The organism is Flammeovirga sp. MY04 (assembly GCF_001682195.2).
Taxonomy (GTDB): domain Bacteria; phylum Bacteroidota; class Bacteroidia; order Cytophagales; family Flammeovirgaceae; genus Flammeovirga; species Flammeovirga yaeyamensis.
Genome location: NZ_CP003560.2, coordinates 1,693,651 through 1,719,043 on the forward strand (window position 1 = coordinate 1,693,651; position 25,393 = coordinate 1,719,043).

At 33.0% G+C, this 25,393-nt stretch carries 24 protein-coding genes; 11 read left to right on the forward strand and 13 right to left on the reverse strand.

Going from position 1 to position 25,393, the window contains the following annotated elements; translation table 11 throughout:
* Positions 1–25 precede the first annotated feature (25 nt).
* The 8 genes from MY04_RS06885 to MY04_RS06920 form a co-directional block, all read right to left on the reverse strand.
* Positions 26–910, reverse strand: a complete 885-nt coding sequence (locus MY04_RS06885) for an AraC family transcriptional regulator (RefSeq protein ID WP_066207981.1) — start codon at positions 908–910, stop codon at positions 26–28.
* Between the two features lie 338 nt (positions 911–1,248).
* The gene (locus tag MY04_RS06890) at positions 1,249–1,758 is read right to left on the reverse strand and encodes a hypothetical protein (protein WP_066207983.1); all 510 of its coding nucleotides are present in this window, start codon (positions 1,756–1,758) and stop codon (positions 1,249–1,251) included.
* Positions 1,748–2,956, reverse strand: coding sequence for an RHS repeat domain-containing protein (locus MY04_RS06895; RefSeq protein WP_066207985.1), 1,209 nt, complete (start codon positions 2,954–2,956; stop codon positions 1,748–1,750). The genes MY04_RS06890 and MY04_RS06895 overlap by 11 nt, the downstream gene beginning before the upstream one ends.
* 190 nt (positions 2,957–3,146) lie before the next feature.
* Positions 3,147–4,025 (reverse strand): Rpn family recombination-promoting nuclease/putative transposase, encoded by an 879-nt coding sequence (locus MY04_RS06900; RefSeq protein ID WP_066207987.1) that lies wholly within the window; start codon positions 4,023–4,025, stop codon positions 3,147–3,149.
* 361 nt (positions 4,026–4,386) lie between these two features.
* On the reverse strand, positions 4,387–5,397 hold the full coding sequence (locus tag MY04_RS06905; protein WP_066207988.1) for a GGGtGRT protein: 1,011 nt from the start codon (positions 5,395–5,397) through the stop codon (positions 4,387–4,389).
* Between the two features lie 50 nt (positions 5,398–5,447).
* Positions 5,448–6,146, reverse strand: coding sequence for an iron-sulfur cluster assembly scaffold protein (locus MY04_RS06910; protein ID WP_066207993.1), 699 nt, complete (start codon positions 6,144–6,146; stop codon positions 5,448–5,450).
* 114 nt (positions 6,147–6,260) lie between these two features.
* Entirely contained in the window at positions 6,261–7,454 is a 1,194-nt protein-coding gene (locus MY04_RS06915) for an exo-beta-N-acetylmuramidase NamZ family protein (RefSeq protein WP_066207995.1), read from the reverse strand.
* A gap of 2 nt (positions 7,455–7,456) precedes the next feature.
* A complete protein-coding gene (locus tag MY04_RS06920; protein WP_066207996.1) occupies positions 7,457–9,214 on the reverse strand; it encodes a glycoside hydrolase family 3 protein in 1,758 nt (585 codons plus the stop codon).
* A gap of 91 nt (positions 9,215–9,305) precedes the next feature.
* Between MY04_RS06920 and MY04_RS06925 the strand changes: the two genes are divergently transcribed.
* From MY04_RS06925 to MY04_RS06935, 3 genes are all read left to right on the forward strand, one after another.
* On the forward strand, positions 9,306–10,247 hold the full coding sequence (locus MY04_RS06925) for a hypothetical protein (RefSeq protein ID WP_066207997.1): 942 nt from the start codon (positions 9,306–9,308) through the stop codon (positions 10,245–10,247).
* Between the two features lie 3 nt (positions 10,248–10,250).
* Complete coding sequence (locus tag MY04_RS06930) at positions 10,251–12,914, forward strand: CHAT domain-containing protein (RefSeq protein ID WP_066207999.1); 2,664 nt, start codon at positions 10,251–10,253, stop codon at positions 12,912–12,914.
* Positions 12,915–12,984: 70 nt separating this feature from the next.
* A complete protein-coding gene (locus MY04_RS06935) occupies positions 12,985–13,704 on the forward strand; it encodes a response regulator transcription factor (protein WP_066208000.1) in 720 nt (239 codons plus the stop codon).
* Positions 13,705–13,776: 72 nt separating this feature from the next.
* On the opposite strand, the gene sufD is transcribed toward MY04_RS06935, so the two are convergent.
* A complete protein-coding gene (sufD, locus tag MY04_RS06940) occupies positions 13,777–15,081 on the reverse strand; it encodes a Fe-S cluster assembly protein SufD (protein ID WP_066208001.1) in 1,305 nt (434 codons plus the stop codon).
* Positions 15,082–15,094: 13 nt separating this feature from the next.
* The gene (sufC, locus tag MY04_RS06945; RefSeq protein WP_066208003.1) at positions 15,095–15,853 is read right to left on the reverse strand and encodes a Fe-S cluster assembly ATPase SufC; all 759 of its coding nucleotides are present in this window, start codon (positions 15,851–15,853) and stop codon (positions 15,095–15,097) included.
* Positions 15,854–16,238: 385 nt separating this feature from the next.
* On the opposite strand from sufC, the gene MY04_RS06950 reads away from it, so the two are divergent.
* From MY04_RS06950 to MY04_RS06985, 8 genes are read left to right on the forward strand one after another with little or no spacing between them, the layout of a single operon-like run.
* On the forward strand, positions 16,239–16,643 hold the full coding sequence (locus MY04_RS06950) for a MaoC family dehydratase (RefSeq protein WP_066208005.1): 405 nt from the start codon (positions 16,239–16,241) through the stop codon (positions 16,641–16,643).
* A gap of 52 nt (positions 16,644–16,695) precedes the next feature.
* On the forward strand, positions 16,696–17,559 hold the full coding sequence (locus tag MY04_RS06955) for a bestrophin family protein (RefSeq protein ID WP_066208007.1): 864 nt from the start codon (positions 16,696–16,698) through the stop codon (positions 17,557–17,559).
* A complete protein-coding gene (locus MY04_RS06960) occupies positions 17,559–17,906 on the forward strand; it encodes an arsenate reductase family protein (protein ID WP_066208008.1) in 348 nt (115 codons plus the stop codon). The genes MY04_RS06955 and MY04_RS06960 overlap by 1 nt, the downstream gene beginning before the upstream one ends.
* Before the next feature lie 7 nt (positions 17,907–17,913).
* Positions 17,914–18,330 (forward strand): Holliday junction resolvase RuvX, encoded by a 417-nt coding sequence (gene ruvX, locus MY04_RS06965; RefSeq protein ID WP_066208010.1) that lies wholly within the window; start codon positions 17,914–17,916, stop codon positions 18,328–18,330.
* Positions 18,331–18,349: 19 nt separating this feature from the next.
* The gene (gene def / locus MY04_RS06970; RefSeq protein ID WP_066208012.1) at positions 18,350–18,910 is read left to right on the forward strand and encodes a peptide deformylase; all 561 of its coding nucleotides are present in this window, start codon (positions 18,350–18,352) and stop codon (positions 18,908–18,910) included.
* 53 nt (positions 18,911–18,963) lie between these two features.
* On the forward strand, positions 18,964–19,449 hold the full coding sequence (locus MY04_RS06975) for a hypothetical protein (protein WP_066208013.1): 486 nt from the start codon (positions 18,964–18,966) through the stop codon (positions 19,447–19,449).
* 6 nt (positions 19,450–19,455) lie between these two features.
* Positions 19,456–20,247: an amidohydrolase gene (locus MY04_RS06980; RefSeq protein ID WP_066208015.1), complete on the forward strand. Its 792-nt coding sequence runs from the start codon at positions 19,456–19,458 to the stop codon at positions 20,245–20,247.
* A gap of 6 nt (positions 20,248–20,253) precedes the next feature.
* Positions 20,254–21,231 (forward strand): sodium:calcium antiporter, encoded by a 978-nt coding sequence (locus MY04_RS06985; RefSeq protein ID WP_066208017.1) that lies wholly within the window; start codon positions 20,254–20,256, stop codon positions 21,229–21,231.
* On the opposite strand, the gene MY04_RS06990 is transcribed toward MY04_RS06985, so the two are convergent.
* The 3 genes from MY04_RS06990 to MY04_RS07000 are packed head-to-tail and all read right to left on the reverse strand — an operon-like array spanning position 21,232 to position 25,244.
* Positions 21,232–21,897 (reverse strand): DUF4290 domain-containing protein, encoded by a 666-nt coding sequence (locus tag MY04_RS06990; RefSeq protein WP_066208019.1) that lies wholly within the window; start codon positions 21,895–21,897, stop codon positions 21,232–21,234.
* 50 nt (positions 21,898–21,947) lie between these two features.
* Positions 21,948–23,786 carry a glutamine--fructose-6-phosphate transaminase (isomerizing) gene (glmS, locus tag MY04_RS06995; RefSeq protein WP_066208021.1) on the reverse strand — a complete coding sequence of 613 codons (1,839 nt, stop codon included), beginning with the start codon at positions 23,784–23,786 and terminating at the stop codon, positions 21,948–21,950.
* A gap of 27 nt (positions 23,787–23,813) precedes the next feature.
* Positions 23,814–25,244 (reverse strand): DUF4270 family protein, encoded by a 1,431-nt coding sequence (locus MY04_RS07000; RefSeq protein WP_066208024.1) that lies wholly within the window; start codon positions 25,242–25,244, stop codon positions 23,814–23,816.
* Positions 25,245–25,393: the final 149 nt, after the last annotated feature.

Consider the following 25,393-nt stretch of genomic DNA (forward strand, 5'->3'; position numbering starts at 1 on the left):
AGTTTGTGGTGATTTTAAATAAAGTTTAGGTACTTTTCAATGATTCCTCTCTAAAGGCATTTGGTGTCTGTCCAGTCAACTTCTTAAAAAACTTACTAAAATAAGATTGATCTTTAAAGTTTAGATAGTGGCAAATTTGCGTCACCGACATGTCAGTATGCTTTAGAAGTCGCTTAATTTCAAGTACTTGCTTATCTTTGATTAATTCTTTCGATGTTTTACCAGTCAGTCCTTTAACCGTTTGAGTCAAGTGATTTTCAGTCACATTAAGGAATTCGGCAAAATCTCTTACCGATAAATTGTCTTGGTATTTTTCCTCAATCAATTCTCTAAAACGTTTGACAATCAAATGCCCCTTACCTTTTTCAATAGCTCTTTGTTCTTTGGGATAGATCTGATTACAAGTATTTAATATCAAATCTAAAATAGAATTGGCCATTTCGTGAGAAACGACATCTGTCTGATCCATCTCATCACAGCCCTTAACAAACAACTGAGTGATAAATGCCACATCATTTGGTTTCTCTAATTTAAGGGGAGGGTTCTCCTGTTTTAAATTAAAAAAGAATGGAAATTCAAGCAGCTTGTTTTTGTTACTCTTATCGATTAAATAAAACTCTGCAGTAAACAGAAATATATAGCCTGCAATGTCTTTTGATAATTCCAATTTGTGAGCTTGACCCGGACTTAAAAAAAACATACAAGGAGGTTCAACCTTGTATTCGTTGTCGTCTATCACATGAAGTCCTGATCCCTGAGTTAAAAATAATACCTCAAAAAAATCGTGCTTATGAGGGTACTGTACCTCAAAGTGACGGTTGGCATCAAATACTTCTATTTGGAATGGGTGCTTTGAATTACCTATCGGCTTGAATTTATCAAGACTATATGTGGGAATTAAATTTTTCAATAAGAAGTTTAAATAACTTTATCATACATTTGTTAGGTGTATCAAAGAAACCAAAGATGGGATTAATAAGCAAGATTTGTTCTTCTAATAATATTATTGAATGATATTTAAGCTCTCAATATTTAATAAAATACTCTTCAAATAGTTTCTAAACCATAAAAATTTGAAAGGAATAATAGGAAAATGATTGAACAAATTCTTATAATGATAGTAAGGTATTTTAATACAAAAAAGCTTTTTTTTAAAATGAAACAAGCCAATCTAGTTGGATAGATTAGCTTATTTTTAAGTTGATGCTTTTTTAATTAATATGTAAGGCTTTGAATCAAAACGAAAATCTAAATAAATATAGCCTCTTCTCCATAAATTCTTTTTATATCTGTTTTTTCATCCCAAGTCAGTTTTTCATTTTTTTTCTGTTTTAGTATTTGGTATAATTTAATTAGTTCACGTCCTTCGTCAATATCATCATAAATCAATGATAATTTCAACTCATCAAAAAGCATTTTTAATTCAAAACGGTGGCCAGTTCTTAATTTTGCACAAATTAAATACAATTTAAGATCATTAAGTTTTTCTTTGTGCGTAATTATACCTTTAAGTGTTTGGTTTTTTATATAAATTATCTCTCCTTCTAATATTATTTCTAAAATGTAATTTTTAAAATCTTTATATGCTGTATAATACATATACAAAATCCCTAATAAATATAGCAAAATAAGTGGTACAGTTAATGTGGCAATAGAGATTATCAAAAATAATAAAAAAAAGGAGCTCCTTGTTAAAAACGCTATCAATAACTTTTTATTTAAATTAACTTCTGATCTAAAAAAAATCTTATTTTTCATAATTTCTAATTTTTTCTAATTCCTTTAAAAAAGTATTACTGTTGTCATTGTACTTACTCGCATCAAAGCTATTGAATACTCCTATATGAGGAAGTCTGAGAATCCCTTCAAAACCAGCTTCTCCAGTTAATATTGTATCCCATTTATTGATATTATCTAGTTTTTTAAATGCGGAAGGTTTGAAAAATTGATCTTTACTACCAGAGATAATGATTGCATTTGTTGCCAAATCACCATACGATTGAAAATAATCAGTTTCAAAACCAATATCCATTGCTCTTCCAACACCCCCTAATGGTGAGGATGGAATTTTTGCACTAAGGTCCCCTCTACCCATTAAATCAAAACCTAATTTGGATGATGTAGCACCAACTGCAAAAGTTGAAGACATGATATTAAATGCAGCCATTGCTCCCATTGGATTTGCTGTAAATATAGATGCAGTTAAAGCAACCGTTGCTCCTGTTAAAGCCAATCCATCAAAAATTAATTGTTCATCTGATTGTCTTTCTAACATTCTATGATATTGTAATGCAGCAAAATGCATAGGGTTATCATTTTGCATTGTCGTAAATGCTGTACTGTTTAAATCAAGACCTGTCTCACTATAATACTTTCCAGTATTTTCGAAAAAATAACCATCCCTATATCTAGTTCCTTCCCAATTTCCATTTCTATGTTCAATCTGACGATTTACGAGCGTGGTTGATCCATCTCCATGCCATATATATTGAGTTCGAACCAACTCCTCTAAACCATCTAAATCAACAGCCCAAATAGGTTTATTTCCCGCAAACTGATAAGGTGTATACCAAGGGTAAGACTTAGTTAACGGATCCACACTCAAAAACTTCCCAATCACTGGATTATACACCCTAAAGCCATAATCTTGAATCAACTGAGAACTACTTAAATCTGCATCATTTTCTTTCCCATTAAACCCATACCTATACCCTTCTTTCCTCCAAGAACGACTTTCAATGTTCAATCCAAAAGGATAGTAATCTGAATAAGACAATATATCACCCTCATCGCTCATAGTAACCAAAACATTACCTAAATGATTACTAAACTCAAATCTTCTTTGGCCTAATGTAGTTGATGACTTTGGTACTAGATCGGAGGTCTCGTATTGTCCTAGACGATTGCTGCCATATATAGGCAATTCGGAAATATTGCCGTCTTTTACAATGGACATTATGTTTCCGCTTGCGTCTCTTAGGTACAGTTTGTATCAAATACTTTTTTGGATTAGATCCTTTGAATTATCTATCAGCTAAATTTATCAAAATTGGTTTTGGGAATAAGATTTTTTTATAGAAAGGTTTAAACTTTACCATTTAAAATGTATTAAAAAATAGGAAGCCATCCTAAACTAAAAGTGGTATCTATTTTTTGGCTAGTGCCTTTACTTCATCAACTGTCAGTCCTGTTCCTTTAGCTACCTGTTCAATTGACAATCCCATTTTAAGAAAGTTCTTAGCTGTTTCAATTGATTGTTCTTTCTTTCCAATTTCCCTCTCTTTAATAATCGCCTCCATTTCCAAAGTACGCTCTCTACTAGCTTCATCCATAAGGTTAACGATGTGATTCTTATAGCTTACCTGTTCAGATTTTGACATTTTATCTACTTTTAAAATTTCTTTAGCCTGTTCTAGTCCTTTTGCTTTAAAATTGTCTTTAATTTCGTTGTTTTTGAAATAGTAAATCCATTCGTCTAAAGTATTTCTAGCAACGTCATCAAATTGGTTTACCTTAATGATGTAATATTCAGGAAATAGGTCAGATGGAGTTTTATCTTCTCCCAAGAATACTTTTTGTTTACCAGATAGCTCTAGTTCATCATATTGGTGAATACCTTTAAAGTTTGTTTTCCCATGATAAACATAATCTGCACCTTGACCTAAATCAAAATAAACAATATTTACTGAGTAAATTTTCTTTACATGTTGATATGACTCACCTAAAGAAATGTATTCTGTAAGGACTTTAGATGTACCATAAAGCATACGCTGAAAGTAATTGTACTCTAATTGGTTTTGCACTTCAATAATAACATATTCTCCTTTTTGATTTTTAACCAAAATATCAACCATATTGAACTTATCAGAAGCTGTTTCTTGGTTTCCTTCACTTTCTAATATACTATCAATGATGATATCTTCCTCCATTAATTCTGAAAGAAATCCTTCTAAAACTATGTAATCCGCCTTATTTCTTAATAGGCGTTTCATTCCCCAATCAAAACGTATTAAATCATTTTTCATTATTGTACTTTTTTTGTGAAGGGAAATAGTGGTTTTTCCGTGGTAAAGTTAAGAAGAATTTATTTGTGATTCTGTTTTTGTTTTCAGAGTAATACAACTTTTGCTTATCAAATCTTTTCAGTTTGATTCATAAGTTCTTGAATTCTTATACATCAAACATAAAATTGAAAAAAATACTTTCTGTAAGATTATGAGCTCTAAGTATAGTTATTATTAAGAATAAAAATTAATTATGAACATCTCATATTTCCACGTAATTCATTAATAAACAAAATTAATTTATCAAATCCCTTATTTCAAAATAATAAAAGGGTGCCCTATCCAAAAATAAGACACCCTACATATTTTATATATCGAAATATTAAACAGTCTCTGCTGATAATGCTTCTTGTAATGCTACTGCAACCGCTACTGATGCTCCTACCATTGGGTTATTACCCATACCGATAAGACCCATCATTTCTACGTGAGCTGGAACTGATGAAGATCCTGCAAACTGTGCATCTGAGTGCATTCTACCCATAGTATCTGTCATACCATATGAAGCTGGACCAGCCCCCATGTTATCTGGGTGAAGTGTTCTACCTGTACCACCACCTGATGCTACTGAGAAGTATTTCTGACCAAGTTCATAACGTTCTTTTTTATATGTACCCGCTACTGGGTGTTGGAAACGTGTTGGGTTGGTAGAGTTACCTGTAATGGATACATCCACTCCTTCTTTATGCATAATAGCTACACCTTCACGTACATCATCTGCACCATAGCAATTTACTTCACCTCTTGGGCCTTTAGAGAAGCGACGTTCTTCTAAGACATTTAATTCCCCGGTTGTGTAATCAAATTGTGTTTTCACATAAGTAAAACCATTGATACGAGAAATTAAATAAGCAGCGTCTTTACCTAAACCATTCAAGATTACTCTTAGTGGGTTTTTACGAACTTTATTAGCTGATAAGGCAATTTTAATTGCACCTTCTGCAGCAGCAAACGATTCGTGACCTGCTAAGAAAGCGAAACATTCAGTTTCCTCATTTAACAAACGAGCAGCTAGGTTACCATGTCCTAAACCTACTTTACGTTGGTCAGCTACTGAACCAGGAATACAGAAAGCTTGGATACCTTCGCCTAAAGTAGCGGCAATATCATACGCTTTTGTCTGTCCTTTTTTAATGGCGATAGCTGCACCTAATATATATGCCCATTTTGCATTTTCGAATGCAATTGGCTGAGTTTCTGTCACAATATTGTAAACATCTACTCCGTTTTCTTCTACTAATTTTTTTGCATCTTCGATAGACTCAAAACCATATTGATCCAAAACAACTTTAATACTTGCTTCTCTTCTATCGTATCCTTCAAATAATGCCATGATTGAAATTCTTTTTGATGATTGATTAATTAACTTTAATGTAATGAGGATTAGTTATGACGTGGATCAATGTATTTCACTGCTTCATCATAACGACCATATGTACCTTTTGCTTTTTCCATAGCATCGTTGGCATCTTGACCATCCTGAATCATTTCCATCATTTTACCAAGGTGAACAAATTGGTAACCAATCACCTCGTCGTTTTCATCTATAGCTAATTGAGTAACATAACCTTCTGCTACTTCTAAATATCTAACACCTTTTGCTTTTGTACCGTATGTAGTACCCACTTGAGATCTTAAACCTTTACCAAGATCTTCGAGACCTGCACCAATTGGAAGACCACCTTCAGAGAAAGCTGACTGTGTACGACCATAAACAAATTGTAAGAAAATTTCTTTCATTGCAACGTTAATAGCGTCACAAACTAAGTCGGTATTTAATGCTTCTAATATTGTTTTACCTGGTAATATTTCTGATGCCATTGCAGCAGAGTGTGTCATACCTGTACAACCTACTGTTTCAATTAAGCACTCTTCAATAATCCCATTTTTAACATTAATAGTCAACTTAGATGCACCTTGTTGTGGAGCACAAGCACCTACACCATGAGATAAACCTGAAATATCTGTAACGTCTTTTGCGTGAACCATATTTCCTTCCACTGGAATTGGAGCATTTCTATGCGCATTTCCCCCCATCTGTGCCAACGGACACATTCCCTGAATTTCTGCTGTGTAGTTCATAATGATATGAGATAATTTTTTCTATTTTTTTAACTTATATCATAATGAACGGCTATTCATTTAAGATGATCGCCTTTTTCTGTTAACAGATTTAAAACTTTTTAGGGTATTTTATTATTTAAAATCCGTATAAATTAAATATTTATTTCTCATTGATTTGTAGTTATCTAAGTCACTTTTCCATGAGATTTTAATCTCTTTTTCTGATTTCCCCTCTTCTATTTGCTTTCTCAATTGATCAGTACCTGATAATAAATCCATCCATTTCTTTTTGGAGATCACACTTTCATTGTTCGTTTTTTTGAATTGCTCATTCCATTTGATAATATAACTAAGATTCAATCCTCCCTTAGCTACTTTTCTCAAATCTTCACCAAAACATTGTTCACCTTTTAGAACTGGATTACTAGCAGCTCCCTTGATAGATCTTGGAGTAAAAGTAAATTCACCCATCTCTTTGTTGTTATATCCAATCACTTGAAAAGGAAAATCAGTTCCTCTACCGATACTTACAGGGGTCGCTTCGAAGAAACACAAAGATGGATACAATAAAATAGATTGATCGTTAGGTAAATTTGGTGAGGGCTTTACTGGTAAAGAATAAGCCATAGAATGATCATAGTTTTTGACTGGGACAACGGTCAAGTCACATTCTTCTTCACTTCTCAACCATTTCTCCCCATTAATCATTTTGGCCAATTCACCAACAGTTAATCCATGTAAAATTGGGATTGGATGCATTCCTACAAAAGATGTAAATTCTTCTTTAAGCACTGGTCCATCAATGTACATACCATTAGGATTTGGTCGATCCAATACCAACATAGGAATATTGGCTTCTTGACAAGCCTCCATCATATAGTGCATGGAACTGATGTACGTATAAAAACGGCAACCTACATCTTGTATATCAAAAAGTACTATATCTACTTGTTTTAAAAGTTCAGGACTTGGTCGTTTATTCTTTCCATAAATTGAGTAAATCTTTACTCCTGTCTTGGGATCAACTGCATCTTTTACATGTGCACCTGCATCTTCATCCCCACGGAACCCATGTTCGGGAGCAAAAATCATTTCGATATTTACACCCAAAGCATAAAGAGAATCTACAATATGTTTTCCTTTTATCTGTGAGGTTTGATTGACCAATAAACCTACTTTTTTATCTTTCAATAAAGGTAAATAAGTTTCCGTTTGCTCTGCCCCAACAATAATTTCTTTTGGCTTTTCGATTACCTCTTTCTTTTCATCTGAAGCCTGACATGAAAATAAGATAGATACTAATAGATATATAAATACTTGTCTCATAATTACTTTTTGATTCCTGTCCCGACTTTAAACCTTGTGTCAATAGATACTGGCAACACTCCTTTGAATGACATTTCTCCAGTGATGGCTTTAGCATATGCATTTCTCAATTCGGGTAGATCCTGATAAGCCACTGTACAAGATGAAAGATGTTCTATATTAGGAAATGATCTTAATACATAAGCATTCCCATAAAATACCGCATGATGCTGTGCTAACTTTTCTGTAAGTTCCATATATCTCAACATACTGTAAGTTATACCATATGGATATTTTTGATTGGGATCTACATTATTACCCTGACCTATTTGTACAGCTATAGTTTTCATTCTAGGACTCATATAAAACGATCCAAATTGAGTGATGATTTGATCGTATTGTTTGAGTTGCTGGACTACATTCTTCAAGTCAGTTTCAGAAGCATGCTTTGATAGGTAAAAGGACTTTACTGTACACCCTTGATTACCTAATTTATCTTTTAAATGAGTATCACTATTCTTGCCAATGTTAACTATAGCCACTTTATCTCCTTTAGAAAAGGTACGCTTTTCACTATTATCAAAAAGTAAGGTCACTGCCTCATCACATAATTCTTGTTTAAGCGTTTTGGCTTTTTGGATATCAAATCGAGGTTGAGTATTCATGTTTCCTTTTTGATGATCCAACATCGCCCACCTTTTCAGTAATAAAAACTTCCATCCTTTTTGATCAATTTGATCCCAAGTGAGTGTACCTGCATTAATTCTCTTTTTTACCTCTTTTATAGCACTACCCACATGATTGGTAAATTCAACCACATCGTTTCCTGCTTCCAAAGCTAAAGCATCTCCTTTACCATAACCATCATATCTTTTGGTGATGGCATCCATCAAAATTCCATCGGTGAAAATAAGTCCTTTAAAATTCAACTCTTCTTTCAACAAGTTATTAACTATATTTTTTGATAATGATGACGGATAATTCTTATCTAAATGAGGTACAGATAAATGTGCTGTCATCACACCACCAACTCCCATTTGAATCAGTTTCTTGTAAGGAAATAACTCTAGACTATCCAATCTGTTTTTATCAAAAGGAATAATAGGCAAATCTTTATGAGAATCCACATTGGTGTCTCCATGACCGGGAAAATGTTTTATCACCGATAACACTTTATGGTCTTCCAAACCTTTGAAATACATTTCTGCTTTATTTGTCACTCGTTCTCTGTCCTCTCCAAAAGAACGATAACTTATGACAGGGTTTAAAGGATTATTATTGATATCCACCACTGGACCGTAACTAATTCCTACGCCTACTTGCTTTAATTGTTCTGCAATCTGAGAAGTCATCTGATAAATCAGAGAATCGTTTTCTATTGCCCCCAAAGTCATAGCATAAGGATAAGATATCCCAGATTTTGGTAACCTCATACCCAAACCCCATTCTGCATCCAATGTGTGTACAAGTGGAGTTTTTGATAGCCGATTCAGTTCATTTATAGCTTGTATTTGATCCTCAACATTCCCTTTAAAAAAGATTACTCCTCCCACATTATACTTCCTTACCAACATTTTCACTTCCTTCAAGCTTCCTTTGGTATAATGAGGCACTACAAATAGTTGAGCTATTTTTTCATCTTCATTTAATGATTTCCAAACCGAGTCTACCCATACGATATCTTCCCATGATACTTGATAAAATTTAGGATAATTTGTTTGTGCATGAACTCGAACAAAGCAGAAAAAAAGTAAAAAAATTAATGCTTTTAGATTGGACATATTTTAGAATTTAGTTCAATTATTATTAGCTTACACACTAAATTACTAAGCTCGCTCTAAAAATACTCTTTAAACCTGTTATTTTTCGAATATGTATTTAAAATTCCTACTAGCTACTATTCTACTTTTCTATTTTTCTACATTCAGTTTTTCTCAAGGCTGTAGTGACGCCGGGGTGTGTTCTACAGGAGCCTTAAATCCGGTAAATGACAATGTCACCAAAACATCTGTTGTAAATAAATTTGCTGTAACTTATAGTGCTTACTATCAGCATTACAAACATGATTTTAAAGATTATGGTGTGGGCTTGAGTTTTGATTACTATTTATCAGAAAGAAGTACTTTACAAGCTAAAGGACTCTATTCTATAAAAGAATCTGTTTTAACAACTACTCAAGGTATTGGCGATATCACTTTATCATATTCATATCAATTTTTAAAAAATTCAATTTGGTCTGGTAATGTAGTTGTAGGTGGAAAAATTCCTACGAATGATGCTAACTTAGAATTAGATGGCAGACCACTTCCCATGTTTTATCAAACCTCTTTAGGTACTTATGATGCACTTATAGGTGTGGCATTTTACACCAAAAATTGGCATGTTTCTGTTGGGTATCAACATCCTTTAAATGCATTGGATAATCATGAATACGATCCTTTTTATTGGAGAGATCACCCAAGAGCAGATTGGATTGCAAATAGGTATGAATCCACTAGGCATTTAGATAGAAAGATGGATATTAGTGCTCGTTTAAAATACACTATCAAAACATCGAAATGGTCTATTGCCCCAAGTGTTCTTGGTATTTATAAATTGGAAAAAGGGTATGTGGAATCGATAGAAAATGGGAATTACCTTGTGGATGGCAGTGAAGGACTCACGATCAATACTTTAATTGAGGGGAGTTATTATTTCTCGCCACATTTATCAATTACTCTATTGGGAGCGTATGCTGCTCAACAACGTCCCAAAAACCCTGATGCTTTAAACAGGGATTATGTTTTTAATTTATTCATCAAACATCAGTTTTAAAAGATGAAAAAAGGTATCACTATATTATTTTTTTTAATATCCTCTACTCTACTAGCGCAAACTAAGTTAGACTCCGCTAAGCTGCTGTATGAATATGGTCAGTTAAACGAAGCCTTAACCGTTTTATCAAGTATTGATGATGACAATTTACTCAATCAAAAAACTGCTTTAGAGGGTAAGGTACTCGGAAAACAAAATCTGTATACAAAAGCCTATCAAATTTTAGATAGAGATATAAATATAAATGATGTAACCTATCTAAATGTAATCAATACTAAAGCCTACTTATTACAGAATGAAGGCTTCCCTGCTGAATCCATTCAAATTCTTATTAAAGGCTACAGACAATTTGAGAGTTTTAAAAAGGACCTTGCTTTAAGTGAGATGTTTATTGAATGCTTATCATTATTGGGTACTGCCTATTGGCAAGTTGGAGAAAATAACAAAGCAGAAGACTATTTAAATCAGGCACTCGTATTATCAAGAAGCATTAAAGACCCTGTTGTTCAGGCCAACTGTTTGGTCAATATTGGTTTGTGTCATTCTAATGATGATACATTTAAAGCTCAAGTAAATTATGAAAAAGCATTAGAAAGCTATCTAAAAGTTTATCCTGATGAAAACCATCCAACAATAGCTTCAATTTATATCAATTTAGGGATTATTCTCCAAAAGAACTTTTTCTTAGATAAGGCTATTGAGGTCTTCGAAAAAGCCTCTGATATTTGGGCAAATACTTTTGGAGACGACCATCCTAATGTTGCCTTTACTTATATTTTTATTGCCGATGCCTACTTGAAGAAAGGACAAGCAGATCTTGCCAATGAATATTATGGATTTGCTTTAGAATTGTATCAAAATGTATTTGGAGAAAAGCATCCTGAAATTGCGAATATATATATTAAAAAAGGCAATCTATTTTTTGACAGTGGGGATTTTAAATCTGCTCTTGAATTATATCAAAAAGCACTTATTGCCAATAATCAATCATTTAATTCTATAAGTAAAAATGATTTCCCAGACTTAAATAATTATTATAATCCATTTATTAATTTAATCGCTTTACAGAAGAAAGCCTCCACTCTAGAAAAAATTCATTATAGCAAATCTTTAAACCCACACGATTTGGCAATTGGTATTCAAGGTTTAGAATTGGCACATCAACTGACAAAAAAAATAAGGGGTAATCAAAAAAGTGAGGAAGATAAATTAAGGCTTTCTGAAATAACTAATAAGATTTACGCGAATGGTATTAGACTATCTCTTGCTCTCTCGGAAGCTTCATTATCAAAAAATAAGTGGCAGAGTAAAGCTTTTGACTTTATGGAGTGGAGTAAATCAGCTTCACTACAAGAAGCAATTCAAGAAAGTCATGCAAAAACATTTGCTGGAATTCCATCAGATATAGTTGAGCAAGAAGACAAATTAAAAGATGATATTACGGCATTGGAAAAAGACATTATCAATGCAGTAAATTTAACGGAAAGAGATTCTTTAAGAGAATTACTTATCAATGCAGAATATGAATTAGAGATATTTATAAAGAATTTGGAAGCAGAATTTCCAGAATATTTTGCTTTAAAATATAGTGATCAGACCATTACTTTAAAGGAGGTTCAAAAAGCTTTACCAAAAAGCACAGCTTTGGTAAGTTATTTCATTTCTGATGCAGAAGAATTATTATATATATTTTTGGTTACAGGAGGTAAACTCTATCTCTATACCGAGACTTTCGATAATGAGTTTAAAGATGAGATCGTAAGTTTACAAACAGGGTTAAAATTTAATTTTGATGAAATTATAAAAATGTCAAGCGTCTATCTAACCGATAGATTATTACCATTTAACTTCAATAAAAACATAAGTAAGGTTTTATTTATTCCGGATGGAAAGATAAATAATATACCCTTAGATATTTTATATTCTTATTCAATCGATGAGGATAGTGATATCAAAGATTTACCTTACTTAGCCAAAGACTATGCAGTTTCTTACAACTTCTCCTCTACTATAGCACTTTCTCAAATGAATAACGAAATGGAGTACCAACATACGCTTGCATGCTTCGCTCCTGTTAATTTTTTAGATAGTCTTGGTAACAATGAATTTGATCCTTTAACAGGTACATTAAGTGAAGTGAACGAGATAAAAACCATTACAAAATCTAATGGTTGGGAAACATCAAATTATGTCTATGAAAATGCTAAAATTGAACTATTAAAGGACGAATCTATTCAGAATTGCAGCTACTTACATTTCGCAACACATGGTGTGGTAAATGAGGAAAACCCCAATCAATCTTTCATCTATTTATTAAATGATAATCACGAGAATTTATTATACACTTCAGACATTTATAATCTAAAATTGAAAGCCCGTTTAGTGACTTTATCTGCTTGTGAGACTGGATTAGGCAAGGTAAGTAAAGGGGAAGGATTAATTGGTTTATCTCGTTCATTAAAATTTGCTGGAGTAGAAAATTCTTTAGTTTCATTGTGGACAATCAATGATGTATCCACTGCCTTATTCATGCAATATTTTTATCAAGAATTGGCAAAATCTGATGATATTTCATTGTCATTGCAAAAAGCAAAAATTAAACTATTCCAAGGCGGAATATACTCCTCTCCATATTATTGGGCTGCTTTTTCATTAATTGGTCAGTGAGGAAACTAATTATTGGTAAATAAGTGTTAATGATTTGAATTTACCCCATTGACCTAAATAACGCCTGATAATGAAGGATGCTACTGTACTTGTTATCGACGATGAAAAGAACTTATTAGATAGTATTGTTGATATACTAGAATTGAACGATTTTACTGTGTTATCTGCCCAAAGTGGTGTTGAAGCCTTAGAAATTTTAAAGAATGACATTCCCGATATCATATTATGTGATATCATGATGCCTGCTATGAACGGCTATTTATTTCTTAAAGAGTTAAGAAAAAATCCGTTAGCTGTTGGTATTCCTTTTATATTCTTGTCGGCTAAAAGCAACAGAGATGATATAAGAAAAGGAATGAATTTAATGGCCGATGATTATATCACTAAACCATTTACAAGAAAAGAACTTTTGGATAGTATAACTGCTAGAATAAAACGTATCGATGTTTTAAAAACTGAGATTATGATGTTTATGAAAAACATTCAACATAATCTAGATGAAAGTAAAATTGACACTAAAGCAATAACTGCCACAACCAAAGAAATTCAAACACTAAAAACATTACTTTCTACTCAAAATAAAGCAATAGAAAAGTACTGTTATCTCAATTCGCACAAAGTGAGAGGTCCTTTATGTCGAATTATGGGGTTAATCGAATTATTTAATACCTCAGATGAAGTAATGGCAAAAGAAATTTTAGATCACTTAAAAAGTAGTGCAGACGACCTGGATAAAATCACAAGAGAAATTACCATGGTAATTTCGTCTCACAAACCAAAAAGTGCATAAAAAAAAGAGTATCAATAGCAAATGAATTTACTTCATGCTAATTGATACTCTTCTTATATATCATGGGTTTGCTTAGTCTAATGGATAACCCATTTCCCTTGCAACCATTTCTTGAACCAATCTCTTAATTGGCTCATTTTTGATCTTCTCGATAACATCTCCAGCAAATGCATACGTTAATAATGCTCTTGCTTTATCTTCTGAGATACCTCTAGCTCTTAGGTAGAACATTGGATCTTCGTCTAATGCACCTACTGTACAACCGTGAGAACAAGAAACGTCATCTGCCCAAATCTCTAATTGAGGTTTAGTATCCACAACAGCATCAGGAGATAATAAAATGTTCTTATTCGATTGGAATGCATTTGTTTTTTGAGCATCCTGACGAACAAAGATTTTACCATTAAAAATCGCCTTTGATTTACCACTTAAAATACCTTTGTATAACTCATTACTGTATGAGTTAGGCATCTTGTGATCTACCATTGTATGGTTATCTACAAATGATTTCTCATTTAATAGATATAAACCTGTCATATGACCTTCACAATGCTCACCTAAAGAGATATTTAAGTTATTTCTAACCAATTTACCTCCTGTAGTGATTGTTACATTATCGTATACAGAATTATCAGCTTGTTTTGCTTCAGTTACTGTCACAAGTTGAGTAGATTGATCCTCATCTTGAATTTTGATATGTGCAACATTTGCTCTTTCAGCAACAGTTACTTCAGAAACTGCATTTACCAATGTACCTTCAGCACTATTGATTACCGCATTTCTTTCTGCAAAAGAGATTTGTGTTCCTTCTTCAGCAATTACTAATAAACGTGGTTGAATGACCAAGTTTGATTGAGTAACAACATTCAAAATCATCACAGACTCTTCCTTGATTGCATTTCTTTTTGCATGAATAAATACACCTTCAGTTGTTGATGCAGTATTCAAAGCGACAAAAGGAAGATTATTATCAGCATGCTTACCGAAGTTATCTAATAAAAGTGATTTCTTATCAGAGTTTAACGTTTCAGCAAAAGTACTGATGTATACTTTTTCAGAAGAAGTGAAATTAGAAAGATTCGCATTGTATTTACCATTGATAAATACCAATACCTCTACTCCATCAATTAAATATTCCTTGATATCTTCTGTGGTGATATTCACACTATCAACATCAAAAGAATAGTTAGCAGAAACTAATTGTTTAACATTAGTGTACTTCCACTCTTCATCTTTGATAGAAGGAAAGTTATTTTCAGCAAATCCTTCTGCAGCTGAAGTTCTCACTTCAACTAATTCAGGAACAGCTTCAATAGTTTCTTCTATATATTCTAAAGCACTATTTTTAAGTGCTGCGTTTTCAATTACTGTACTCATGTAAGATGGTAGTTTAGTTGTTACCTTCTACTTCTTGGATAATCCAATCGTAACCTTTTTCTTCTAGCTCAAGAGCTAATTCTTTAGTACCAGATTTTACAATCTTACCTTTGTAAAGAACGTGAACAAAATCAGGAACGATGTAATCCAACAATCTTTGGTAGTGAGTTACTACAACAAACGATCTTTTACCATCTCTAAGAGTGTTTACACCATTAGCCACGATACGTAAAGCGTCGATATCAAGACCTGAATCTGTTTCATCAAGAATAGCTAATTTCGGATCCAACATTGCCATGTGGAAGATCTCGTTTCTTTTCTTTTCACCACCAGAGAAACCTTCGTTAAGAGAACGGTTCATTAAAGACTTATCGATAGATACAATCTTCATTTTCTCTTTCATCTCTTTCATGAAGTTGGCAGCATTGTAAGGCTCTTCACCTCTAGCTTTTCTTACCTCGTTTACTGCAGTTCTCAAGAAGTTAGTGTTACTAACACCTGGAATTTCAACTGGGTATTGGAAAGCAAGGAATAAACCTTTTTGTGCTCTTTCTTCAGGTGACATTTCTAACAAGTCTTCTCCGTCGAAATCAACATCGCCACCTTCTACTTCATAATCTTCTCTACCTGCTAATACAGAAGCTAAAGTACTTTTACCAGAACCGTTTGGTCCCATGATCGCGTGAACTTCGCCTTCTTTTATCTCAAGGTTGATCCCTTTAAGTATATCTTTGTCTTCAATTGAAGCTTTTAGATCGTTGATCTTCAGCATTTTTCTTTATGATTAATTGTTAGAAATTCGTATTAAAAAATCTTAGTAACTCGACAATCGAACTTGTATCAAAAGATACTATGACTACGGTCGGCAAAGTTATTTAGAATTTTTTTAAATAGGAACTATTTTATGAACTAATAGTTTAAATTTTTCCACTTTTTTTAATAAAAAAAGGCCTTGTCATTGACAACACCTTTAGTTCAGTAAATATGAAAATGAAAAAAGATAACTCTAATTTGAGGTAAAGTCACTTGATAAAATGATTTTTTTATACAAGTTTTGAACTTTACATCGTAAAATTAATGATAATATTTTTAAAAAAGAGACTTTCATCATCTTTTTATGAAAATTTATCTCAATTAAATCATCAAAATATAGAAATATGCTAGAGATTGGACAATCTTATCAAGTCAACTTTAAGTTTACTCAAGAAGAAGTAAACGCATTCGCTCAACTTACAGGAGATACGAATCCAATTCATATAGATGAAGAATTTGCGGCTCAAACACCCTTTAAAAAGCCTATCATTCATGGCTTTTTATCTGCATCAATTTTCTCTAGAGTATTAGGTACAGAATTCCCAGGTAATGGATCTGTATATCTATCTCAAACAATGGATTTCTTGAGACCTATGTTTGTAGAAGAAACGTATTCAGCAGAATTTGAAATCAGTGAAATTGATTCAAGAAGAAAAACGGCAGTTATCACTACAGTAATCAAGTCTGAAGCGAATAAAGTAACCGTAAAAGGTTCTGCGAAAATTATGCATAAAACTTTAATTGATTAACTACATTTGTTAAATTGTTCATTTGACAATGTAAATTGATAATTAGATTTTTATGCCTAAAAAGAACTTTTCTCAATCCAATTTCTTTTTAATATTTTCCTATAAAGGATATTTAATAAGAAGACTCGCTGTTGATTTAATTTGGATTGCAATACCAACAACAATTCTATGTACTATACATGAATTAGGACATGTAAACATAGAATCAAATTTTACACTTCCCGGTTTAATGGGTGCTATTCTAGGTATTCTATTAGTATTCAGAAATAATACTGCTTATGATAGATGGTGGGAAGCGAGAAAAGTTCTTGGTGGATTAGTCAACACTTCAAGAAACTATGCCTTACAAATCAATCAGTTATTACCTGACAGTAAGGAAAAGACAGAAATATTGAACTTAATAGCTGCATTTCCCTATGTTTTAAAAGAACATTTAAGAAGTGGAGTTATTTATATAGAAATTGAGTTTGTTGGAGAAGAAATCTCTAATGAATTAAAGAAGTGGGAACATGTACCTAATGGTATTAATCAATTAATTATTAAACGATTAAAAACCGTTTATGAAAGAGGCGAAATCACAGATTTTCAATATTTAAAATTAATAGAGAATTCTGATGAATTAATTGACATTATGGGTAAGTGCGAGCGTATCCATAAAACGCCAATGCCACAATCGCATAATTATTTATTAAAAGCATATATCTACATTTATGCGATTATTATGCCTTTAGGTTTAATTGAGAATTTAGAATGGTGGACCATACCTGCTGTTATCATCATTTATTATGTGGCGATGAGTATTGTTACCATTTCTGAAGAAATTGAAGATCCTTTTGGCAAAGATCCTAATGATCTCCCAGTAGATAATATAGCTAACAACATTTACAAAAACATCCAAGAAATTATCAACAAATAATGACAAAGATATATCACCTATCCACTTGTTCTACTTGTAAAAGAATTATTGAAGAAATCGGTAAAGATAAATTTGATAAGTTTCAAGATATCAAAACTGAAGCTATTACTTCAGACCAACTAGATGCAATGAAAGCATTGAGTGGTAGTTACGAATCTTTATTTAGCAGAAGATCACGTCAATTTAGACCAATGGGCTTGCATGAAAAAGAATTATCTGAAGAGGATTATAAATCGTTAATACTTCAGGAGTACTCTTTTTTAAAAAGACCTGTTATTATTGCAGATAATCAAATTTTTGTAGGGAATAGTAAAAAAGAAGTCGAAAAAGCGAAGGCTTCATTATAATACATATATGGGAAGGATTTTAGCCATAGATTACGGAACAAAAAGAACAGGATTTGCCGTTACTGATCCATTAAAAATTATTGCTTCGTCTTTAGAAACAGTACAAACAAATGTGATTATGAAGTTCATCAAAGAATATGTTCAGAAAGAAGATGTAGAACATTTCGTTATTGGACTTCCAAAGGGTTTAGATGGAAAAGCAACAGACAACACAAAGCCTACTCAAAATTTTGGAAAGAAATTAGCGGCTGAATTCCCTAATATTCCGATTACTTATATCGATGAACGTTTTACTTCTAAAATGGCTGAACAGTCTATGATTAGCGGTGGAATGAAGAAAAAAGATAGAAAAGTAAAAGGAAATGTGGATAAGATAAGTGCTGCTATTATCTTGCAATCCTTTTTAGATCAAAATAGTTTTTAATCCATTAAAATATATATAAATGATTTATCCAGTAGTCGCATACGGAGATCCAATTCTTAAAAGAGTTGCCAAAGATTATTCTAAGGAAGAATTAGAAAACATAGGGGAACTAATTGATAGTATGTTCGAAACTATGGGTGGTGCCTCTGGCGTTGGACTTGCAGGTCCTCAGATAGGTATTGGCAAAAGAATTTTCGTTATCGATTCTAATTTAATGATTGATGAGGAAAGTGAAGAGAAAGGATATAAAGGTGCTTTCATTAATGCTGAGATTATCGAGGAATTTGGAGAGGATGTGAGTTTCGACGAAGGCTGTTTAAGTATTCCTGGTGTAAATGGTGATGTTATTCGTCCAGAAGGAATTATCATTAAATACTTAGACGATGAACTTAACGAAAGAGAAGAAGAATTTACAGGGATGACGGCTCGTGTAATTCAACACGAATACGATCACATCGAAGGTATTTTATTTACAGATCACCTTTCTCCTATCAAAAAAAGATTAATCAAAGGAAAGCTAAATAATATCACTAAAGGCAAAGTAGCCCATGGTTATAGAATGAGGTTTCCAAAAAAATAATTAAATTTAAGCTCCTAAGATTTAGGAGCTTTTTTTTATAATAATTATTTTAAATGAGATTTTTTTTACTGCTTATCGTCCCTGTTTTATTCTTTGGTTGTAAAGAAGAAGAAGTAAGTTGGAACACACCAACTTCTCTTGATAGTTATTTTATGGATGAACTAAATAAATACAGAGAATCTAAAGATTTGACTACTTTTGAATTTAACGCTGCATACTTTGAAGAAGCGAAAAGATTCGCTGCTAAATTAGCAGACAATCCGATGAATAGGGAGCAACTTACTAAAGAAGAAGAAGAAAACGGATACCACAAAAAAAGAATTCAAAGTGTCACTGGAAGTAGTGATCTAAGAGGTTGTACAGCCTATGCCGCTTATAATATTCTTGATCCTATCCCTGATATTGTCAATATTATGGCTTCGAGATGTAGAAATACACTTGAAAATAGAAATTCAAACACATTTGGTGGTGCAGTATTTCAGAATGCCGCTACAGGTGATTATTTTTATGTTGTTTTTACAGGTAGATTAGATAATTAATTATATATGTCACACCATCAAGAAAACTTTAAGGTTGCTATCGTTCAATTTAATCCTGAGTGGATGAATCCTACAGCTAATCTTGCTACTTTAGAAGAGAAGTTATGGACCATTGAGGAAAATGTTGATTTGGTGGTGCTACCAGAATTATTTACTACTGGCTTCCATAATGAAGCTGCTGAAAAAGCAGAGCCCATCGGTCTTACAACGAGTAAATGGATGTTACAGCAATCAAAAAGAATGGGTGCCGCAATATTGGGTAGCTATCCTGTTCGACAAGATCGCAAAGTGTACAACCGTTTGATCTTTGCTAGACCTAATGGTCATATATCACATTATGACAAGCGACACTTGTTTAGAATGGCTTCAGAACATATGACTTTTGAACCAGGTAATTTCCAGGTTATTGAAGAATGGAAAGGCTGGAGAATAAACCCCATCATCTGTTACGATTTACGCTTCCCATTATGGTGTAGAAACACTAATAATGATTATGACATTCTTGTATGTGTAGCCAATTGGCCAGCACCAAGGATTGATGCTTTCAATACTTTACTGAAAGCTAGGGCAATTGAGAATCTAAGTTACTCAGTTGGTGTAAATAGAATTGGACAAGACCCTAACCAAGTAAATTATATTGGTCAGTCTGCTGTTTATTCGGCAAAAGGTAAAGCACTAAATGAGCTAAATGACATTGATGAAATAAAAATAGTTACTCTTAACTATAAAGAACTTCACAATTTAAGAGAGAAGTTTCCAACTCATCTAGATGCAGATCATTTCACTTTACAACTATAATATTTTTTGGATACACTTCTTTTCCATATTTTTTTAGGTATCTCAGGTATTCTACTTATGAGATATGGTGCCTTATTACTAACAAAAGGTGCTACAGCACTAAGTGGAAAATCTAATTTTTCTGGGGTACATATTGGTCTAACAGTAGTAGCATTAGGTACTTCAATTCCTGAAATTTGTGTTTCTACCATCTCCGTCTACAAAGATGCGGAAGCCTTGGCTTTTGGTACTATTATAGGTAGCAACACCTTTAATATTGTATTCGGTTTAGGAATTTCGGCGCTAATCATAAGAGTTAGAGTGTTATCAAAAAATATCTGGAGAGATACCCTTTTTGCCTTAGGAAGTGGTTGTCTCTTATTTTTTCTACTGAATAAGAAACTCTTTTTTAACGCCGAAGATAACTTCCTCACTCCTTTTGATGCGTTTTATTTGATAGGGTATTTAATCACTTATTATATTATCATATTCGCGAGTAGTAAGAATAAAAAAGAAATCTATTTAATTAAAAAAATACCTCAAGGGTTATTACATCATCATAATATAGCCCGTGATATTATTGTAGGCTTACTTATTATTGGAGGGGGTGCTTATATTTCTGTGATTGAAGCACTACTACTAAGTGAATACTCTAATTTAAGTGCTCGATTCATTGGGGTAAGTATCATGGCAATTTGTACCTCTTTACCTGAAATTATCACTACTATTTCGGTAATGAGAAGAAAAAGACAAGATATTGCCTTCGGTAACATTATGGGTTCATACATCATCAATTACCTTCTTGCCTCTTCTATATTAACAATAAAGGGTCCAATCCATTACGATTACACCCTTAATTATGACTTAACTTTTTCTATCCTAGCTTGTCTATTATGTGCTATGCTAAGTCTCTCAAGTAGATATTTAAAATTAACGAAGATGACTTCTTTCTTTTTATTATCACTTGGTATTTTATATTATATCACCACTTATTTAAGAGGTTAATTATTTTCTTTTCCTTCTTCTCTTCTTCTTAGAAGAATTACTATTATTTGATTTTGCAGTTGAAGTTGCACCTTGTGTTAGTACATTTCCTGCTGGGATTTTTACATTCTTAAAAGCATCTGGATATTTTTGTTTTAATGGACGAACGTTAAATCTCCCTTTACAAAGTGTATTAATGGTATTGATCACCACCTCATCTTCGATTTGGTCATTTACTTGCATAGAATAGAATGATTTCATCAACTTAATGATTTTCACCATTGCTTCTTCTATTTTATCCTCACCTTCTTGTTCTAATGCACTCTCCACCATCTTTTGCAAGTTTTTACCGAAGTGTTTAAACCTGATGTTGGTTTGAGAATATGCCACTTTACGTGGTTTCTTATGCATTTGGTTTTCTGTTGGCAATGGATAAGGTGCGTCTATATCCAAATTAAATTCAGACATAACTGTCAGGTGATCCCATACACGCTGTTGGCTATCGCTTAATTGCTTTTGAATTGGATGTAATTGTTTCATCAAAGCAATTAAAGTATAAGCATATTGAGTTCTTAAAGCTTTGTCATCCAATGAAGAAATATACTTTACTAGTTTCTCTACATTTCTTCCATACTCTTTAAGAACAATATCAGATCGTCCTGTGTTATAGCTAAATTCTTCTTGCATAATATTTTTATATGAGTAGCCTCCTTTGAATTAAGAGGCTACTTATTGTTTTACTCTACTGTTACTGATTTTGCCAAGTTACGTGGCTGATCAACATTACATCCTCTCATCACTGCAATATGATAAGACAATAACTGTAATGGAATACATGAAATCATTGGCATGAGTACCTCATGAGTATCTGGTACTTCAATGACATGATCCACCATACCTGGAATTAAGGCATCCCCTTCTGTAACTACGGCAATTACTCGTCCACTTCTTGCTTTCACTTCTTGAAGGTTGGACACTACTTTGTCATAAGAACTATCACGAGTAGCAATAACTACTACTGGCATTTCTTCATCGATAAGTGCAATAGGACCGTGTTTCATTTCAGCTGCAGGATAGCCTTCAGCATGAATATAAGAAATTTCTTTTAATTTTAAGGCACCTTCTAATGCTACAGGGAAATTAAAGCCTCGCCCTAGATACAAGAAGTTCTTTGCATCCTTATACAAGGCAGACATTTCTCTTACAGCATCATTTGTTTTAAGCACTTTTTCAATTTTAGATGGAACGTTTTCTAATTCCACCAATAAATCGTGTAATTGTGCTTCAGTTAAAGTTCCTTTTTCTTTAGCTAACATTAAAGCCATTGTTGTTAGAACTGTTAACTGTGCTGTAAATGCTTTTGTACTTGCTACACCAATTTCTGGTCCAGCGTGAGTATAAGCACCTTCGTGTGAGTTTCTTGCAATTGAAGAACCTACTACATTACAAACTCCAAGAACAACTGCACCTTTGGATTCTGCTAAACTCATTGCAGCCAAAGTATCCGCTGTTTCACCAGATTGAGAAATAGCAATTAATACATCTCCTTTTCCGATGATTGGATTTCTATATCTAAATTCTGAAGCGTATTCTACTTCTACTGGAACTCTTGCTAATTCTTCAAAAATATACTCAGCAACTAAGCCCGCATGCCATGAAGTACCACAAGCAGCAATAATAATACGTTTCGCATTTAATAAATCATCAAAGTGATTAAAGATACCACCTAACTTCACGTGGTTCTTTTTAGCGATAACTCTACCTCTTAAACAATCAGAAACTGATTTAGGTTGCTCCATAATCTCCTTCATCATGAAATGATCATAGCCACCTTTTTCAATAGCTTCCAATTCAAGTTCTAGAGTTTGTAAATAAGGAGTTTGAATTTGATTCTTTACATCAGTAATTGTCATATTACCATCTTTTAGCAATACAACCTCCTCATCTTTAATATAGACTACATCTTTTGTGTACTCTACAATTGGAGTAGCATCCGATGCAAGGAAAAATTCTTTTTCACCAACACCAATAACCAACGGAGAACCTTTACGGGCTGCTACCAATTGACCTGGTTTATCTTTTTGAGTGATTACAATAGCATATGCTCCCACAACCTCGTTTAAAGCAATTCTCACTGCTTCATCTAAGTCGCAATTGTTATCTTTTTGAACTTGCTCTATAAAGTGAATAAATACTTCTGTATCTGTATCACTATGAAAAACATGTCCTTTTTCAATAAGTTGACTTTTTAAAGCCTCGTAATTCTCGATGATACCATTATGCACCATTGCCAAATTACTATCAGATGAGTAATGTGGGTGAGCGTTAGCATCATTAGGGGCACCATGTGTCGCCCAACGAGTATGACCTATACCTGTCGTACCTTTAGTGTCTTTATTATCAATTTGTTTTTTAAGATCGGCTACTTTGCCTTTACACTTAAAAACTTTAACATCATCTTGATCGATAAGAGAAATACCAGCACTGTCGTAGCCTCTATATTCTAAACGTTCAAGGCCTTTAATCAGAATATTTAGAGCATCTCTATGCCCAACATACCCGACAATTCCGCACATAATTAAAAAATTTTAGATGAATAATAATTACTTGCACTGAAAGGACTCGTCATTAAAAACAGCATAATAGACAACGAGTCTCATTCGCATAGTTTGTCCATTTAATGGGTTTAATAAGGTACTTTTATCATCCGCAAAAAACAATTTCCTAACGTTTTGATTTTGTTGTGCAGGGATGATAACCAAACCATCATCGCTCAAAGGTACGTCATAAAATTCATTTATTGTACGTTCTTGAAGATATTGTGCAAGTTTAGCATGAGAAAATGCTTGTATATTTCCGCTATATGAAATCGATTGGTCACCAGAAGCAGGAGATTGTGCTTGTAAATATCTGTAATTTCTATTATCATCAGATATTCTTTTAATATTCTCTCCTTCTCTAAAACCAAAAAACATTGTCAATGGTGGTGGGGTATTATCATCAGGGAATATTCTTCCTTGGTCATCATTTACACCTACCGGCGATATGATCAAGTCGGCTCGGTTTAAATGCACTTCCCTTAAACTATCTCCATCTACACCTTGTGGTTTTTTAAATAAATCGATTAATGTAGGGAATCTTAAACTGGCAACCATACCTGTACCTTCAATAACATAACCTAAGTTATTCGTTTGTTCGGTATCGACAATGTCTCCAACATTAATTCCCGATGTAAGCGTTCCTGGTTCGTATTTAATTTGATTAAATCGCTGGCTAAAACCAAAGTAATATTGTGTTCTTAAAGTATCTTCTCCGTTCTCTGCCATGTATGACATATTCATAGTTACCACAGTACCGAAGTTATCTAATGAATATTTACCACACCAAGCTGATTCTTGTCCTTGTCTTACTTTAATAGCTAAACCTTTGATCTTACTTCTAAAGTCTTCTTGATCTGCATACTCTGCATTATCAATAATCTTTTGTCCAAAAGCTTTATCAAGAGTAATTCTTACTGTATCTGTCGATCCAATGTCAGATGGCTTAAATGTTCTGTAACCAATCGCATTAGCATCTGTAGCAACAGAGTCTTCTGCGAAATACAATACAGAATCACCTTCGATATCTTCAGTGATCTCATACACCTCTAAAGTGATATTTTTTGAAGTATCACCATAAATAGACGTTCTTTCTAAAGCGATAGCAAATTCAATAGAATCTAAAGTTCTATCCTCAAAATTTAGTCCTTCCTCTGATCCTATACTTAATTGTGTATAAGTTGCAGTAGTCGTCTTACCTATCTTAGTGCCTTCGTCAATATAGCCTGCTAAAAAGTAATTTGAATTTTTTGTTATGATTGAATCGACGTGCATATTTTGGATTTCAATTTCCAAAGTATCCACATAACACATCTTAGTTTGATCGTCAATTAAGTCACCTCCAATAACAATTGTCTGTAAATCCGTTCTCGTACAAGAAAAAGATAATGTTATAAAAATTAGCGAAAATGCTTTTAATAAAAATTTATTACTCATTTGATTTTTTTACTCAAAAATATAAAGGCTTTCTGTTCTTACTTTGTAGACAATGGTAATACCAAAAAGGTTGAAAGCAAAGTATAAATACGGTGGGACAAAAATTGTAAATTATCTAGACGTACACAAATAAAAAAAGGTTATTGACA